This is a genomic window from Methylobacterium sp. yr668, assembly GCF_900116245.1.
In the GTDB taxonomy this organism is placed as follows: domain Bacteria; phylum Pseudomonadota; class Alphaproteobacteria; order Rhizobiales; family Beijerinckiaceae; genus Methylobacterium.
In genome coordinates this window covers 38,698-52,220 of sequence record NZ_FOZY01000023.1, presented here as the reverse complement: position 1 = coordinate 52,220, position 13,523 = coordinate 38,698, and the positions used below count along the sequence as shown (strand labels likewise).

Sequence of the window (13,523 nt, the reverse complement as noted above, 5' to 3'; positions counted from 1 at the left end):
CCGTCAGCCGCCGCAGGTCTCCGCCACGAGCCACGCGGTGAGGATCGCCACGGCGTCGAGCAGGTCGTCGATCACCATGGCCTCGCGGGGATTGTGGCTGCCGTTGGCGTTGCGCACGAGCAGCATCGCCATCGGCACGCCGGCCTTCGCGAAGGCGGCGGCGTCGTGGGAGGCCGGGCTGCCGAGGGGCCGCGTCGCGATGCCGAGGGCGTCCGCGGCCGCCGCGAACCCGTCACGGATCCGCGGCGCGACGGCGCCGACGCCCGCCTCGGCGCGCGGACCCAGCGTCACCGTCACGCCGCGGCGGTCGGACACCTCCGCCACCGCTGCCAGGAACGCCGCCTCCAGTTCCGCCAGCACCGCGGCCGCGTAGGCCCGCATGTCGAGGCTGAACCGGAACTCGCCCGGGACCGTGGTCAGGCCGTGCGCCGCGGCGTCGGTGTGGAACCGGCCGAAGGTGACGGCCATCGCGCACCCGGCCGCCTCGCGCTCCGCCCAGACCCGGTCCAGCGCCAGGGCGATCTCGGCCCCGGCCATGGCCGCGTCGCGCCGGAAGCGGCGCGGCGTCCCGACATGGTCGTAGCGGCCGGCAATGCGGACGTCGGGATAGCGGACGTTGCCGGGGATCCCGGTGCAAAGCCCGACCGGGATCCCGGCCTCCTCGAGGCTCGGCGCCTGCTCGATATGCACCTCCAGGAAAGCGTGGATCGCGGCTGCGTCGAAGGCCGCCGGGCCGCGGGCGAGCGCGTCCGGGTCGCCACCCTCCCGGGCGATGTGGTCGGCGAGGCTGAGGCCCGTGTCGATCCGGGCCGCGTCGAGCGCCCCGTCCGGCAGGGCTCCGAGCGCCGCGCGGCTCCCGATATACGAGACCTGGAACCAGACGCTCTCCTCGGCGCGGATGCCCAGGACGGAGATGTCCCGCTCCGGCTCCAGGCCGAGTTGGCGGATGGCCGCGACGGCGGCGAGCCCGGCCACCACGCCGGCGGCACCGTCGAAGTTGCCGCCCTGGGCCACGGTGTCGAGGTGGGAGCCGATCAGGATCGGAGGCAGGGTTCGGTCCCGCCCCGGCAGCGTCATGGCGGTGTTGGCGGCGGCGTCCCGGGCGATCGCGAGGCCGAGATCGGAGGCGCAGCGCGCCACCGCCGCGTGCGCCGCGGTCTCCTCCGGGCTGTAGGAGGGCCGGGTAAACCCGGGCTCCGTCCGGCCGCACCGGGCCAGCTCCGCGAACAGGGCCTCGACCCGGGCGCGCTGCGCGCGCACGGCGGCCGTGATGGCGGACACGCGATCCATCGCTACGCCTCCCCGAGCGCCGGTCCCCAGGACGGGCCCGCCGGTGCCCCTGCCACTTTCGTGCCGGCCCGCCGGATCACCGGGACCGGTCACCGAGCCCGGTCACCGGGACCGAGTCTGCCGGATCGCCGGGCGCGCGGCCAGCCGCGCGGGTCAGCACCGCGGCGCGGGATCGTTGCCCGGCCGGATTCCGGCGGCTATCGCCGGTCCCGGCAGGCGGGCGGAGGTTCTGCAAATGAAGACGATCGGGTTCCTGTCCTTCGGGCACTGGTCGCCGACCGGCGGGTCGGCGACGCGCAGTGCGGCCGACACACTCCTCCAGTCGATCGACCTCGCGGTCGCCGCGGAGGAGCTCGGGGCGGACGGCGCCTATTTCCGGGTCCACCATTTCGCGCGCCAGCTCGCCTCGCCCTTCCCGCTGCTGGCGGCAGTCGGCGCCCGGACGAAGCGCATCGAGATCGGCACCGGCGTCATCGACATGCGCTACGAGAACCCGTTCTCCATGGTCGAGAATGCCGGCGCGGCGGACCTCATCGCGGGCGGACGCCTGCAGCTCGGGCTCAGCCGCGGCTCGCCCGAGCAGGTCATCGACGGCTGGCGGCACTTCGGCTTCGCCCCGGCCGAGGGCGAGACGGACGCCGATATGGGGCGCCGGCACACCGAGGTCTTCCTCGACCTCCTGAAGGGAACGGGGTTCGCCGAGCCCAACCCGCGGCCGATGTTCGCCAACCCGCCGGGACTCCTGCGCCTGGAGCCGCATTCCGAGGGGTTGCGGGACCGCATCTGGTGGGGATCGGCCTCCGACGCGACCGCGATCTGGGCGGCGCAGCAAGGCATGAACCTGCAGAGCTCGACCCTGAAGGCGGACGAGACCGGCGAGCCGTTCCACGTCCAGCAGGCCAGGCAGATCCGCCGCTACCGGCAGGCGTGGCAGGATGCGGGGCACGCCCGCACGCCGCGGGTCTCGGTCTCGCGCTCGATCTTCGCGCTCGTGAACGACCTCGACCGCGCCTATTTCGGGCGCGGAACGAGCAGCGACCAGGTCGGCATCATCGACAACATGCGGGCGGTATTCGGCCGCTCCTACGCCGCGGAGCCGGACCGGCTGGTCGACGAGCTGCGCGCCGACGCGGCGATCGCGGAGGCCGACACCCTGCTGCTGACGGTCCCGAACCAGCTGGGCGTCGCCTACAACGCCCACCTCATCGAGAGCCTGCTCACGCACGTGGCCCCCGCGCTCGGGTGGCGCTGAGCCGACCTCCGGCCGGGTTCGCCGGCGCCGAGGGCATGCAGCCCCTCGGCCGGCCCTGTCCCGGGGCCCGTCGGCCTACCCATCGCCGCGAGCGTGCGGTAGCCTCCCGTCGGCCCGTCACGCGGTGCCCGAGTCCGGCACTTGCATGGAGATCACCGGGATGTCGCACCCCGTGGACTGGAACGCGTTCGCCGACGCGTGGTGCGCCGCCTGGAACGCCCACGATGTCGAGCGGGTGCTGGCCCATTTCCACGACGACGCCGTGTTCACCTCGCCGGGCGCCGCGCGGATCGCTCCCGCTTCGGGCGGAACGGTGCGGGGCAAGGATGCGCTGCGCGCCTACTGGACGGAGGCCCTGCGGCGGATCCCGGACCTCCACTTCGCGGTAGAGCAGGTCTTCGCGGGCATCGACACGCTGGTGATCCAGTATCGCAACCAGAAGGGTGTGAGCGTCAGCGAGGTGCTCGTCTTCGAGGATGGCCGCGTGCGGGCGGGGCACGGCACCTACCCGATCGGCGTCGACAACCCCGTCGGTGCCGCGGCGGGCTAGAGCCGTTCGCGATGCGGCCGCGCCGGCCTCGGCGGGGCCGCCCGCATCGCAACCGGGTCCGCGCGCGTTGGTTGGCGTCGCGTGGCGAACGGGCGCGGGCCCGCTGCCCGCAGCGGGAGACGAACCATGAGTGATGGCTACCCTTCGATGACGGCGCTCCTGGGCCTCCTCGCCCTGGCAGGCTACCAGAACCGCGACAAGCTCGCGGAGCTGCTGGGCGGCGCCGGTCAGACCGCGCCCGCGGGCCCCGGCGGTCCGGCCGGCGGCTCCAACGGCGGCTCCGGTGCCGGCCTGGGCGGTCTCCTCGGCGGCCTCCTGGGCGACCGGCGCGGCGAGGCTCCCGGCGGGTTCCTGCACAGCGGACTCGGCGAGATGCTGGACCGCTTCCAGCAGGCCGGTCACGGGACGGCCGCCCAGTCCTGGGTCAAGACGGGACCGAACCAGGAGATCGCGCCGCACCACCTGGAACAGGCGATCGGACCCGACGTCCTCTCGGCTCTCACCCAGCGGACGGGACTGTCCCGCGATGAGCTGCTCTCCCGGCTGTCCCGCGAGCTCCCCCGGGCCGTCGACCGCTACACGCCCGACGGACGGATCCCGGCCTGAGGTCAGGCCGGCGGACGGATCCCGGCCCGACCTTGGGGGTCGGGACCGTCACGGTCGGCGGGGCGTGGGCGACGGGCGCCGGTCTCAGGCGCCGCCGCGCCGCGCGCGCGGCTTCGGCGCGGCGAGCCGGTGGGCCGCCGTCAGGGCCGACATCAGGGTCGCCTCGTCGACGATCGCGAGGTCGCACCGCGTCGCGCCCATCCGCCCCCAGCCGCCCGGAACGGGGCTGAAAGCCGCCGGCACCTGCTCGCAGAAGAAGTCGCGCAGGTCCGGGTCGAACATCAGGTTGATGTCGTGGCCCACCTCGTCCAGCGTCGCGAAGGTCTTGCGCGGCGTCCGGAAGGCCGTCCTGTGGAAGTGGGGGGCGGAGGTCACAGCCTCCAACGTCGCGATGAGCGCCTTCACGCGCGCGATATCGACGCCCATCGCGGCCCTCCTCCCCTAGTTCGGGCACTCATACAACGATCTGCGTCCGCTCGCGTCCGCTTCCTGATTGTGGAGTTCTCCGCGCGAGAGGATCGCGATGGCGCGGTTGTTCTGGCTCTCAGACGACGCCTGGGCGCGGATCGAGCCGCTTCTGCCGCATGGCCAACCGGGCAAACCTCGGATCGACGACAGGCGGGTGATCAGCGGCATCCGGCACGTCCCGAAGGTCGGCTGCCGCTGGCAGGACACGCCCTCCGCCCACGGCACCCACACGACGATCCACAACCGCTACAACAGGTGGCTCATCACGGGCTCTGACGGCCGACAGAGCCTGCGACGCGCAGAGCCTGGGGGATTGGCTCAAGAGCCACCGAACTGATCGCCACCATCCCGTCCACGGCCACGCGGACGGTGCCCTACAAGCACAGCCGGATCGCCGACCGGCGACGCAATCGAGTCGCGTGCCTTTGCGGACACCTCAGAAACTGGCGGCCCGTCACGACCCACCACGATCGCTTGACCCATGATCATCTCGCCGCCGTCGCGCTCGTCTCCCGTGTCATCGCATGGGCCTGAATGAGCCCCCAGCTAGGATGCCGATCGCTCGGTTGAGCCTGTTTCATGATTGAACATTTTCCGGATCTTTCTGTAGCTCCTGGTCAGAGGCGCGACATAGGACCCGTACAGAGAGTTGTATTTCATCAACGTTTCGTCTTTGAGGCCAGAGATGCCGAATACCGGCATCTCGTTCCGACTCGGTCTGTAGGCAGTCCCGAACATCCAATCGAATATAGACAAATTTGTACCGAAATTTTTGTCCCAATGCGCCTGCACCTTGCTGTGATGTATCTGGTGCATATGCGGGCTGATCAGGAATTTATCGAAGAAACCCAAGCTTATCGGAAGATGCGAATGCTTCAGCGGATCGAGAGTGAGAAGAATGAAAACTTTCGATGCGACCCAAGATAGTGACGTTGCTTCAACGACGCTGAGACCGAACAGGAACATGAACAAGCCACCGGGCACGGCAGTCAGAAGCCCTCGAACGATGGCTTCGAGCGCCATCCCCACGGGATGGCCTCGCTTCGATGTCAGAGGGTTCAGAGTTTGCGCCGAATGATGGACTTTATGAAGCTCCCACAGGAACGGCACTTTATGCTCAACATAATGGCAGATAAAATCCGAGAATTCCACGACAACGAACACGACGATCGTGCAAATGCTGGCATAAAAAATACTAAACTCGAGGTTCTTGAAATCCGGGAAAAGTAGATGCGCGAGAGAACTATATGCATTGCAGCAAACAGCAGTGAGAAATATGGCAGGTATCACGATGAAACTGCCTGTCAATTTTCCAATGATGTATATTTTTACATCTGTGTGGAAGCTTTTTTCCGTGAGGACATTGAACGGCACGCAGTGCTTCGCAAGTCCACGGAATGAGAATTTCGCGCGGTTCTTTGCAATATAAGCTACATAAAATGCCAGTCCGAACCCGAAAAACATTGTCCAGGTAATAAGCAACTGTGGCGCATGAATGATTTGCTTGAAAAAATCAGTCATCGCTCCCTCCAACGCAATTCAATCGATTCCAGAAAGGCAGGCGCGCACCAAAGCGATGTGGCCGGCTCTCTCAATATTGATCTAAAAATTGTCAGATATTAGACCTAGTGTCTATGTTCAATAAGTTTTTTGAGATCGCCCCTATTAACCCACATCAAGGTCGTTATGGGAGCACCCATACGAGCGTGCGGCTCCGTCGCGGTGAGAGCGCTGCAGCACGGGCTCCGGGCCGGCACCTACGATCCGCTTTCGGACTGGAGGCGGGCCCAGCACGCCGGCGGCATCGGGACCCGGCCGGCGATGGGGATGCGCCCGGGATCGGCCTTTCCCCACAGGCCGCCTTCGCGATCGAGGGCAACACCACGCCTCGGGCGTCGCTCTGAACGCCGTCGTCGCCGTCAGGTGCCGATCGAGTCCAGATGCTGGGTCGGCGGCGGATCGGACCGCCCGCCCGACCGGTCACCCGGTTCGGCGCTCGCAGAATCGCAACCGGTTCCCGAACGGATCCGCCACCTCCAGCACCTCGCCCCAGGGCGCCTGCTCGATGCCGGGCCGGGCATAGCCGTAGCGCTGGTCGGTGAGCGCCCGGTGATAGGCCCGGATGCCGCGCATCGGCACGAACACGGTCGAGCCGGGGGTGGCGTCGCCGTGGTGCTCGGTCAGGTGCAATCGCAATCCCGCGCGGGCGACCTCCATGTAGAGCGGCAGACCCGGCTCGAACCGGTGCTCGAACCCGGGCGTGAAGCCGAGAAAGCCGCAGTAGAACGCGCGCGCCTTGGCCTCGTCGAAGATGCGCAGAACCGGCACCGCTTCCAGGAAACGGGGGCCGTCATCCGCGTCCCGGTCCAGGACGGCGCAGGCGGTGTTCCAGTCGTCGTAGCCCAGCCCGGCGGCGACGAGTTCGAGGGCGGCCGCGTGCGGGACGGCGAGGTCGCGGGCTGCCAGCGCGGCGCGCAGCCGCTTGGCCATGGTCTTGGCCTGATCGACGGTCGTCATGGTCCTCTCCCCGAGCCGGCGTCGGTCCGTCGGTGCCCGCATTGCCGACCCGGCGCCGGTCAGGGACACGGTGGGGGTGGGTCGTCCGCGATGCGTTCACCATCCCGGTTCCGGGGCGAGCGGCAGGCCGCATCGGCCTGGCGGCAGGCTACCCCGGCCGCGGCGCGGCCGCCAAGAGGTTTGAGGGAAGGCTGACACGGGACCTGCCGGCTTCCGACGGGTCACGACCCCGTGCCGTGCGCGCGGCCGGCCGGTCGCTGCCGCAGGCGGCGGTCTACCAGCGACCCGCCGCCTGGCGCTCGCGGAGCGCGATCTCGTCCGCGCTGGGTGGTTTGCTGGCGAAACTGCCGGTCTGGACCGCCCCGTCCCGCGCGAACACCGCGACGTGGACGCCCTTCGGCGAGTGGCTCTGCTCGACCAGCGTCCAGGTGCGGGCCGCCGCCGGGTCGTCCGCGTACCAGCGCTTGCCGCGGCCGAGCATGACCGGGAATGTGATCAGGACGAGCCGGTCGATGAGGCCCGCCGGAAGCAGCGCCGGATAGAGCCTGCTGCTGCCCTGGATGAGGAGGTCGGGGCCCGCGCTCTCCTTGAGGCGGGTGACCGCCGCGACGGGGTCGCCGGTGAGGTGCCGGCTGTTGTTCCAGCCGAGGGCGGCGTCGCTTCCGGTCACGACATGCTTGCGGATCGCGTTGAAGGTCGCGCCGATCGGCTGCTCGGCGTTGTGCGGCCAGTAGGCGGCGAAGATCTCGTAGGTGCGCCGGCCGAGCAGCAGCTCGTAATCGCCGCCGAGCAGCTTGCCCATCGGCCCGGCGAGCGACGCGTCGAAGTACGGGAAGGTCCAGCCGCCGTGCGCGAAGCCGGTCTGATCCTCCTCCGGACCGCCCGGTGCCTGGATCACGCCGTCGAGGGACTGGAAGAGGGAGCCGGTGATCTTACGCATGGGCGGAGTCCCCGCGGAGGGCAGCCTCGATCCGGGCGATGTCGATCTTGCGCATGGTCATCATGGCCTCGAACGCGCGCCGGGCCGCAGCCCGGTCGGGGTGGCTGTTGGCGTGCAGGAGCGCGCGCGGCGTGATCTGCCAGGAGAAGCCCCAGCGGTCCGTGCACCAGCCGCACGCGCTCTCCGCGCCGCCGTGGCCCACGACGGCGTCCCAGTAGCGGTCGGTCTCCGCTTGATCGTCGGTCAGCACCATGAAGCTGACCGCCTGGTTGGCCCGGAAGGCCGGGCCGCCGTTCAGGCCGACGAACGGACGGCCGAGGACGGTGAACGCGACCGTGAGTTCGTCGCCCGCGGACCCGCCGGGGAAATCCGAGGGGGCGTTCATGGGCGCGCCGACATGGCTGTCGGGGAAGGTCGCGGCGTAGAAGTCCGCGGCCTTGCGGGCCTCGCCGCGATCGAACCACAGGCAGGTCGTCAGCTTGTCGCTCGTCATGGCCGGACGCTCCTCACGTGGCTTGCCGCGGGCCGGCGAGGCCGAGCTGGTGGCCCGCCGGATCGGCGATGTTGGCCGCGTAGCTGCCGCCGGGGATCGGGTCGGGTCCCTGGAGGACCGTGCCGCCCGCCGCCCGGACGGTCGCGAGCGCGGCGTCGATGTCGGCGACGTGGATGTACCAGTTCCAGCGGGCCGGCGCGCCGGTGGCCGCGCTCGACATCACCGCGCCGGGGCGCAGGTCGCCCCGCCCGATGAAGGCGTACTCGCCCAAGTCGCCCATCGGCATGGCACCGAGCTTCTCCCAGCCGAACAGCGCCCCGTAGAAGGCGAGGGCCGCCGCGGGATCGGGGGTGGCGAGCTCGATCCAGACGCCGTGGCCGCGCGTCCGCTCCGTCTCGAGCGGCACCGGCCCGAAGGCCCGGCTCGCGCCGGGACGGGCCGGATTCATCGCGGCGAAGACCACGCCCTGCGGGTCGCTCACCATGGCGAAGCGGCCGACATGGGGGATGTCGACGGGCCCGAACCGGACCGCGCCGCCGAGATCGACCGCGCGGGAAGCCAGGGCGTCGACGTCCGAGGTCGCGAGGTAGACCGCCCAGCCGGGGAGGCCGGGGGCCTCGGGCATCGGCCGCCGGATTCCGGCCACGGGCGCCCCGTCGGCCTCCGCGATCCGGTAGCCGCCGTGCTCGGGCATCGGCGACGGCGCGACGCGCCAGCCGGCGACCGCCTCGTAGAAGGCCTGCGCGGCGTCCGGGTCGGACGCGTTCAGCTCGAACCAGATGGGTGTCCCCTCGGCGGGTGGCATCGGGCGCTCCTCCGTGACAATCGGCGCTGCGGCCGCTGCGCGGCGCCCCCTCCGGCCCCGCTTTGCCCAGGCTCGCATTCTCGGTTACACAAAGCAACCATGAAGTCAGAAAAAATAACCGATCTAGCATCCCGGCCTCGCGAGCGCCTGTACGACGACGCCTGCGGCACGGCCCTCGCGCTGGAGTTCATCGGCGAGCGCTGGTCGCTGCTGATCATGCGCGAGCTGGTCTACGGTCCCCGGCGGTTCAGCGAGATCCGGGCAAACCTCCCGGGGATCAGCGCGAACGTGCTGACGCAGCGGCTGGAGAGCTTGGCAGCGGCGGGCATCGCCCTGCGCTACCGGCTGCCGTCGCCGGCCAACGTGCAGGTCTACGATCTCACCGACTGGGGCCGCGAGGCCGCGCCGCTGATGCGCGATCTGGGCCGCTGGGCCGCCCGCTCGCCGCGGCACGATCCGAGCCTGTTCATGTCGGGGGCGTCGGCCATGATGTCGCTCGAGGCCCTGGTCGACCGCGGGCGGGCGTCGGCGCTGTCGGCGACGGTCGCTTTCCACTTCCCAGGCGAGGACTTCGTCGCGACGGTGGCCGGCGGCGAGATCCGCGTGCGGCGGGGCGTCGCCGAGGCGCCCGACCTCGCCTTCACCGGCGACACGATGGCGATGCGCCGCACGGTCTACGGCAAGGCGCCGCTGGACCGGGACGGCGCCGGCGGGACGCTCGCCGTCGCGGGCCCCGCCGACCTGGCGCGGTCCTTCATCGACCTCTTCACCCTGCCGGCCAAGGCGGGCTGAGGTGCCCGTCCCGCGGCTCGCGCGGGGAGGGCGCGCCGCCCGCGAGCGCGCCGACAACGCCGGCGAGCACGTCGAGGCCGACCGCGACGTCCGCCGGGTCGACGGTCCCCGCCGCCCCCCAGCCGACGCCGCCCCGACAGCGGATCAGCGCGAGGCCGATCGGTCCGAGCAGGGCCATGTGGGACGCGTCGGTGGTCACACCCTGCGCCAGCCGCACGGCGCGGTGTCCCGCGGCCTCGACGGCCTCCTCGAACAGGCGGACCAGACCGGGATCGCACCGGGTGGCGTCGGGATCGACGCTGCGCTCGACGGTGATCCCCAGCCAGCGCCGCGCCGCGACCGCCTCGAGCGCCGCGGCGAGTTCCGCCAGGGCCGCGCGCCGCGCGCCGTCGTCGGCGGAATCGACGCGGACGCCCAGTGTCGCCGCCCCCGCGACCACGAAGGTCGGCACCGGCGCGACGTCGAGGCGCATGACCGTGACGGTGACCCCCTCCCGCGCCAGGCCGACGCGCTCGGCGGCGAGGACGCATTCGGCCGCCCCGGCGAGGGCGTCCCACCGGCCCGGCATCGGGTTCGCCGCCGCGTCGACGGCGGCGCCCGTCAGCGTGACCCGGAGCATCGTCGATTCCGACAGGGCCGGCACGATCCCGACCGGCGCTCCCGATCGCTCCAGCACGGGGCCGGCCTCGGCGGCGACCTCGAGATAGGCCAGGATCGCGTCCGAGGCCCGGCGCGCGCTCGCGAGGCGCGCCGGGTCGAGCCCGTGCGCCTCCAGGGCGCGACGCAGGGTGACGCCGTAGGCGTCGTCCCAGTCCAGCGCGTCCGGGGCGAGCCGCCCGACCACGGCCCGGCTGCCGAGCTGCCGGGGACCGAACCGGCCGGCCGCGTCCGCGACGAAGGCGACGACCTCGACCGCGTGGCGCGGCGGCGGTCCGTGCCGGATCAGGCGCTCGACGGCGGCGATGCCGATCAGCACGCCGAGCGTCCCGTCGTAGCGGCCGGCATCCTCGCGCGTGTCGACGTGGCCCCCGACGACGACGGCCGGGCCGCCCGGAACCGCGCCCTCAATCCGGCCGACGAGGTTGCCGGCGGGATCGCGCCGGGCCGACAGGCCGGCCTCCGCCATCCAGCCGAGGACGAGCGCCTCGGCCTCGGCCTGCTGCGGGCTGAAGACGCGCCGCGTCAGGGTCCACGGGTAGGCGCTGATCCCGGCGAGCCGGTCGACGCGCGCCAGGACGATCCCGGCGGCGCTCTCGGGCGCCGCCGTCACGGCGCCCTCGGCGTCACCGCGATCCCGGCCCTCCAGTAGCGGTTGGCGATCAGCTGCTGATTCCGGATGAGGCCGATCGCCGTCCTGGCGTCGCCGCCCGCGAACGTGCCGACCGCCGCCCCGCAGAGCGTCAGGTACATCCGCTGGTGCACCACGGACTCGAAATAGGCCCGGGGCGGCGGGGCGAGGTCGAGGCCGGCATCGAGGTTCTGCTGGCGCACCCGCGCGGCGGCCTCCGCCACTGCCGCCTGCACCGTCTCCATCATCGCGCGCTGCGCGGCGTCCAGGATCTCGGACGCCTTGCGCTCTTCGGGCGTCAGAACAGGGCAGGCGACAGCCATCGCGACCTCCGTGTCGATCGCCGGTGAGGCTGACCGGCCGGCCGCGCGGCAATATGGCCGGCGCGTATCAATTCGTTACGGCGCGCCGGACCCGTCACGAACCGTCACTTGCGCAGCGGCACGCCCTTCGTGGTGAAGCGCTGGCCGCCGCCCGTGTAGCGGGGTCGCGGCTGGCCGCCCGTCCGGCCCGCCCCGGCGCCGGTCCCCGGCGGCTGCGAGAACGGCACCAGCTGGTCCGGCCGCGGCCCGATGAGATCGGCGCGGCCCATCTCCCGCAGCGCCTCGCGCAGCAGGGGCCAGTTCTCGGGGTCGTGGTAGCGCAGGAACGCCTTGTGCAGCCGGCGCTGGCGCAGGCCCTTGATCGCCTCGACCGACTCGCTGCCGCCGCGTTTCACGCCCCGCAGCGTGTTGATCTCGGTGTGGTACATCGCGGTTGCGGTCGCCATCGGCGAGGGCAGGAACGTCTGGACTTGGTCGGCGCGGTAGTTGTTCTTCTTGAGCCAGAGCGCGAGGTGCATCATGTCCTCGTCGGTCGTGCCCGGATGCGCCGCGATGAAGTACGGGATCAGGTAGTACTTCTTACCCGCCTCCTTGGCGGCGGCGTCGAACATCTCCTTGAACCGGTCGTAGGTGCCGATCCCTGGCTTCATCATCTTGTCGAGGGGGCCGCGCTCGGTGTGCTCGGGCGCGATCTTCAGGCGCCCGCCGACATGGTGGGTGACGAGCTCCTTGATGTATTCGGGGCTCTTCACCGCGAGGTCGTAGCGCACGCCCGAGGCGACCATCACCTTCTTGACGCCCTTCACCTCGCGGACCTTCCGGTAGAGCCGGATCAGGTCGTCATGCGAGGTGTTCAGGTTCGGGCAGACGTCCGGGAAGACGCAGGAGGGCAGCCGGCACGCCGCCTCGATCTTCGGGTCCTTGCAGGCCATCCGGTACATGTTCGCCGTCGGCCCGCCGACATCCGAGATCACGCCCGTGAAGCCCGGGGTCTTGTCGCGGATCCGCTCGATCTCGCGCAGGATCGAGCCCTCCGAGCGGTTCTGGATGACGCGGCCCTCGTGCTCGGTGATCGAGCAGAAGGTGCAGCCACCGAAGCAGCCGCGCATGATCGTCACCGAGAACTTGATCATGTCCCAGGCGGGGATCTTCGCGTCGCCGTAGGACGGGTGCGGGGCGCGGGCGTAGGGGAGGTCGTAGACCGCGTCCATCTCGTCGCTGGTCAGCGGGATCGGCGGCGGGTTGAGCCACAGGTCGCGGTCGCCGTGGCGCTGGACGAGGGGGCGCGCGTTGCCGGGATTGGCCTCCCGGTGCAGCACGCGCGAGGCGCGGGCGTAGGCCTCCTTGTCGTCCTTGACCTCGTCGTAGGCGGGCAGCCGGATCACGGTCTCGCCGGGCCGGCGGGTGGCGGCCTCGTCCGTCGAGTCGAGGTCGTCGGCGGGCAGCTCGTTGTAGTGGGCGGGCACGCGGCGGAACAGGGCGACGCCCCGGATCGCGTCGAGCTGGTGCGGCGCCTCGCCGGCCGCGAGGCGGTTCGCCACCTCGACCACGGCGCGCTCGGCGTTGCCGTAGATCAGCAGGTCCGCCTTGGCGTCGGCCAGGATCGAGCGGCGCACCTTGTCGGACCAGTAATCGTAGTGCGCGATCCGGCGCAGCGACGCCTCGATGCCGCCGAGCACGACCGGGACGTCCTTGAAGGCCTCGCGGCAGCGCTGCGTGTAGACGATGGTGCAGCGGTCCGGGCGCCGGCCGCCCTCGCCGCCGGCCGTGTAGGCGTCGTCGTGGCGCAACCGCCGGTCCGCCGTGTAGCGGTTCACCATCGAATCGAGGTTGCCGCCGGTGACGCCGAAGAACAGGTTCGGCTTGCCGAGCGCCTTGAACGGCTCCGCCGAGTGCCAGTCGGGCTGGGCGATGATGCCGACCCGGAAGCCCTGCGATTCGAGCAGCCGGCCGATGATGGCCATGCCGAAGCTCGGGTGGTCCACGTAGGCGTCACCGGTCACCAGCACGATGTCGCAGGACTCCCATCCCAGGGCCGCCATCTCGGCGCGGCTCATGGGCAGGAACGGCGCAGCGGGCCCGCGCGGCGACGGCGTGCGGACGGGGGGCGCCAGGGGACGGACGGTGGACGCTTGGAGTTCCATGGTGTCCCTGCATAGGCCTCCGGGGCCGCGATCTCAACGAATGGCAGGGCGGCGG

At 71.0% G+C, this 13,523-nt stretch carries 14 protein-coding genes and 1 pseudogene; 5 read left to right on the top strand and 10 right to left on the bottom strand.

The window, feature by feature from the left end; all coding sequences use genetic code 11:
- Positions 1-3: 3 nt before the first annotated feature.
- Positions 4-1,290: a hydantoinase/carbamoylase family amidase gene (locus tag BM419_RS23175; RefSeq protein WP_056527000.1), complete on the bottom strand. Its 1,287-nt coding sequence runs from the start codon at positions 1,288-1,290 to the stop codon at positions 4-6.
- 235 nt (positions 1,291-1,525) lie between these two features.
- On the opposite strand from BM419_RS23175, the gene BM419_RS23170 reads away from it, so the two are divergent.
- The 3 genes from BM419_RS23170 (at position 1,526) to BM419_RS23160 (ending at position 3,698) form a co-directional block, all read left to right on the top strand.
- Positions 1,526-2,542 carry an LLM class flavin-dependent oxidoreductase gene (locus BM419_RS23170; RefSeq protein ID WP_056526992.1) on the top strand — a complete coding sequence of 339 codons (1,017 nt, stop codon included), beginning with the start codon at positions 1,526-1,528 and terminating at the stop codon, positions 2,540-2,542.
- A 160-nt stretch (positions 2,543-2,702) separates the two neighbouring features.
- Entirely contained in the window at positions 2,703-3,092 is a 390-nt protein-coding gene (locus BM419_RS23165) for a nuclear transport factor 2 family protein (protein ID WP_056527156.1), read from the top strand.
- A gap of 126 nt (positions 3,093-3,218) precedes the next feature.
- Positions 3,219-3,698: a YidB family protein gene (locus BM419_RS23160; RefSeq protein WP_056526988.1), complete on the top strand. Its 480-nt coding sequence runs from the start codon at positions 3,219-3,221 to the stop codon at positions 3,696-3,698.
- A gap of 84 nt (positions 3,699-3,782) precedes the next feature.
- Here the strand turns inward: BM419_RS23160 and BM419_RS23155 are convergent, their stop codons facing one another.
- The gene (locus tag BM419_RS23155; protein WP_056526985.1) at positions 3,783-4,124 is read right to left on the bottom strand and encodes an MmcQ/YjbR family DNA-binding protein; all 342 of its coding nucleotides are present in this window, start codon (positions 4,122-4,124) and stop codon (positions 3,783-3,785) included.
- Between the two features lie 97 nt (positions 4,125-4,221).
- On the opposite strand from BM419_RS23155, the pseudogene BM419_RS32970 reads away from it, so the two are divergent.
- Positions 4,222-4,425 (top strand): annotated as a pseudogene (locus tag BM419_RS32970) (transposase); the annotation flags it as partial.
- 287 nt (positions 4,426-4,712) lie between these two features.
- Here the strand turns inward: BM419_RS32970 and BM419_RS23145 are convergent.
- The 5 genes from BM419_RS23145 to BM419_RS23125 all read right to left on the bottom strand — a co-directional run bounded on the left by BM419_RS23145 (position 4,713) and on the right by BM419_RS23125 (position 8,921).
- Positions 4,713-5,687: a sterol desaturase family protein gene (locus BM419_RS23145; protein WP_082557980.1), complete on the bottom strand. Its 975-nt coding sequence runs from the start codon at positions 5,685-5,687 to the stop codon at positions 4,713-4,715.
- A gap of 459 nt (positions 5,688-6,146) precedes the next feature.
- Positions 6,147-6,683 (bottom strand): glyoxalase superfamily protein, encoded by a 537-nt coding sequence (locus BM419_RS23140; protein WP_042670241.1) that lies wholly within the window; start codon positions 6,681-6,683, stop codon positions 6,147-6,149.
- A gap of 274 nt (positions 6,684-6,957) precedes the next feature.
- Entirely contained in the window at positions 6,958-7,623 is a 666-nt protein-coding gene (locus BM419_RS23135; protein ID WP_056530206.1) for a dihydrofolate reductase family protein, read from the bottom strand.
- The gene (locus BM419_RS23130; protein ID WP_020094506.1) at positions 7,616-8,116 is read right to left on the bottom strand and encodes a VOC family protein; all 501 of its coding nucleotides are present in this window, start codon (positions 8,114-8,116) and stop codon (positions 7,616-7,618) included. The genes BM419_RS23135 and BM419_RS23130 overlap by 8 nt, the downstream gene beginning before the upstream one ends.
- 13 nt (positions 8,117-8,129) lie before the next feature.
- Positions 8,130-8,921 (bottom strand): VOC family protein, encoded by a 792-nt coding sequence (locus BM419_RS23125; protein WP_056530210.1) that lies wholly within the window; start codon positions 8,919-8,921, stop codon positions 8,130-8,132.
- Between the two features lie 99 nt (positions 8,922-9,020).
- Between BM419_RS23125 and BM419_RS23120 the strand changes: the two genes are divergently transcribed.
- Entirely contained in the window at positions 9,021-9,713 is a 693-nt protein-coding gene (locus BM419_RS23120; protein WP_056530214.1) for a winged helix-turn-helix transcriptional regulator, read from the top strand.
- Here the strand turns inward: BM419_RS23120 and BM419_RS23115 are convergent.
- The 3 genes from BM419_RS23115 to BM419_RS23110 all read right to left on the bottom strand — a co-directional run bounded on the left by BM419_RS23115 (position 9,688) and on the right by BM419_RS23110 (position 13,468).
- The gene (locus tag BM419_RS23115; RefSeq protein WP_056530217.1) at positions 9,688-10,983 is read right to left on the bottom strand and encodes a hydantoinase/carbamoylase family amidase; all 1,296 of its coding nucleotides are present in this window, start codon (positions 10,981-10,983) and stop codon (positions 9,688-9,690) included. The two genes, BM419_RS23120 and BM419_RS23115, sit on opposite strands and share 26 nt — an antisense overlap.
- Positions 10,980-11,324: a hypothetical protein gene (locus BM419_RS32540; protein ID WP_175556355.1), complete on the bottom strand. Its 345-nt coding sequence runs from the start codon at positions 11,322-11,324 to the stop codon at positions 10,980-10,982. The genes BM419_RS23115 and BM419_RS32540 overlap by 4 nt, the downstream gene beginning before the upstream one ends.
- Positions 11,325-11,428: 104 nt before the next feature.
- Positions 11,429-13,468: a YgiQ family radical SAM protein gene (locus BM419_RS23110; protein WP_091927794.1), complete on the bottom strand. Its 2,040-nt coding sequence runs from the start codon at positions 13,466-13,468 to the stop codon at positions 11,429-11,431.
- Between the last annotated feature and the right edge of the window lie 55 nt (positions 13,469-13,523).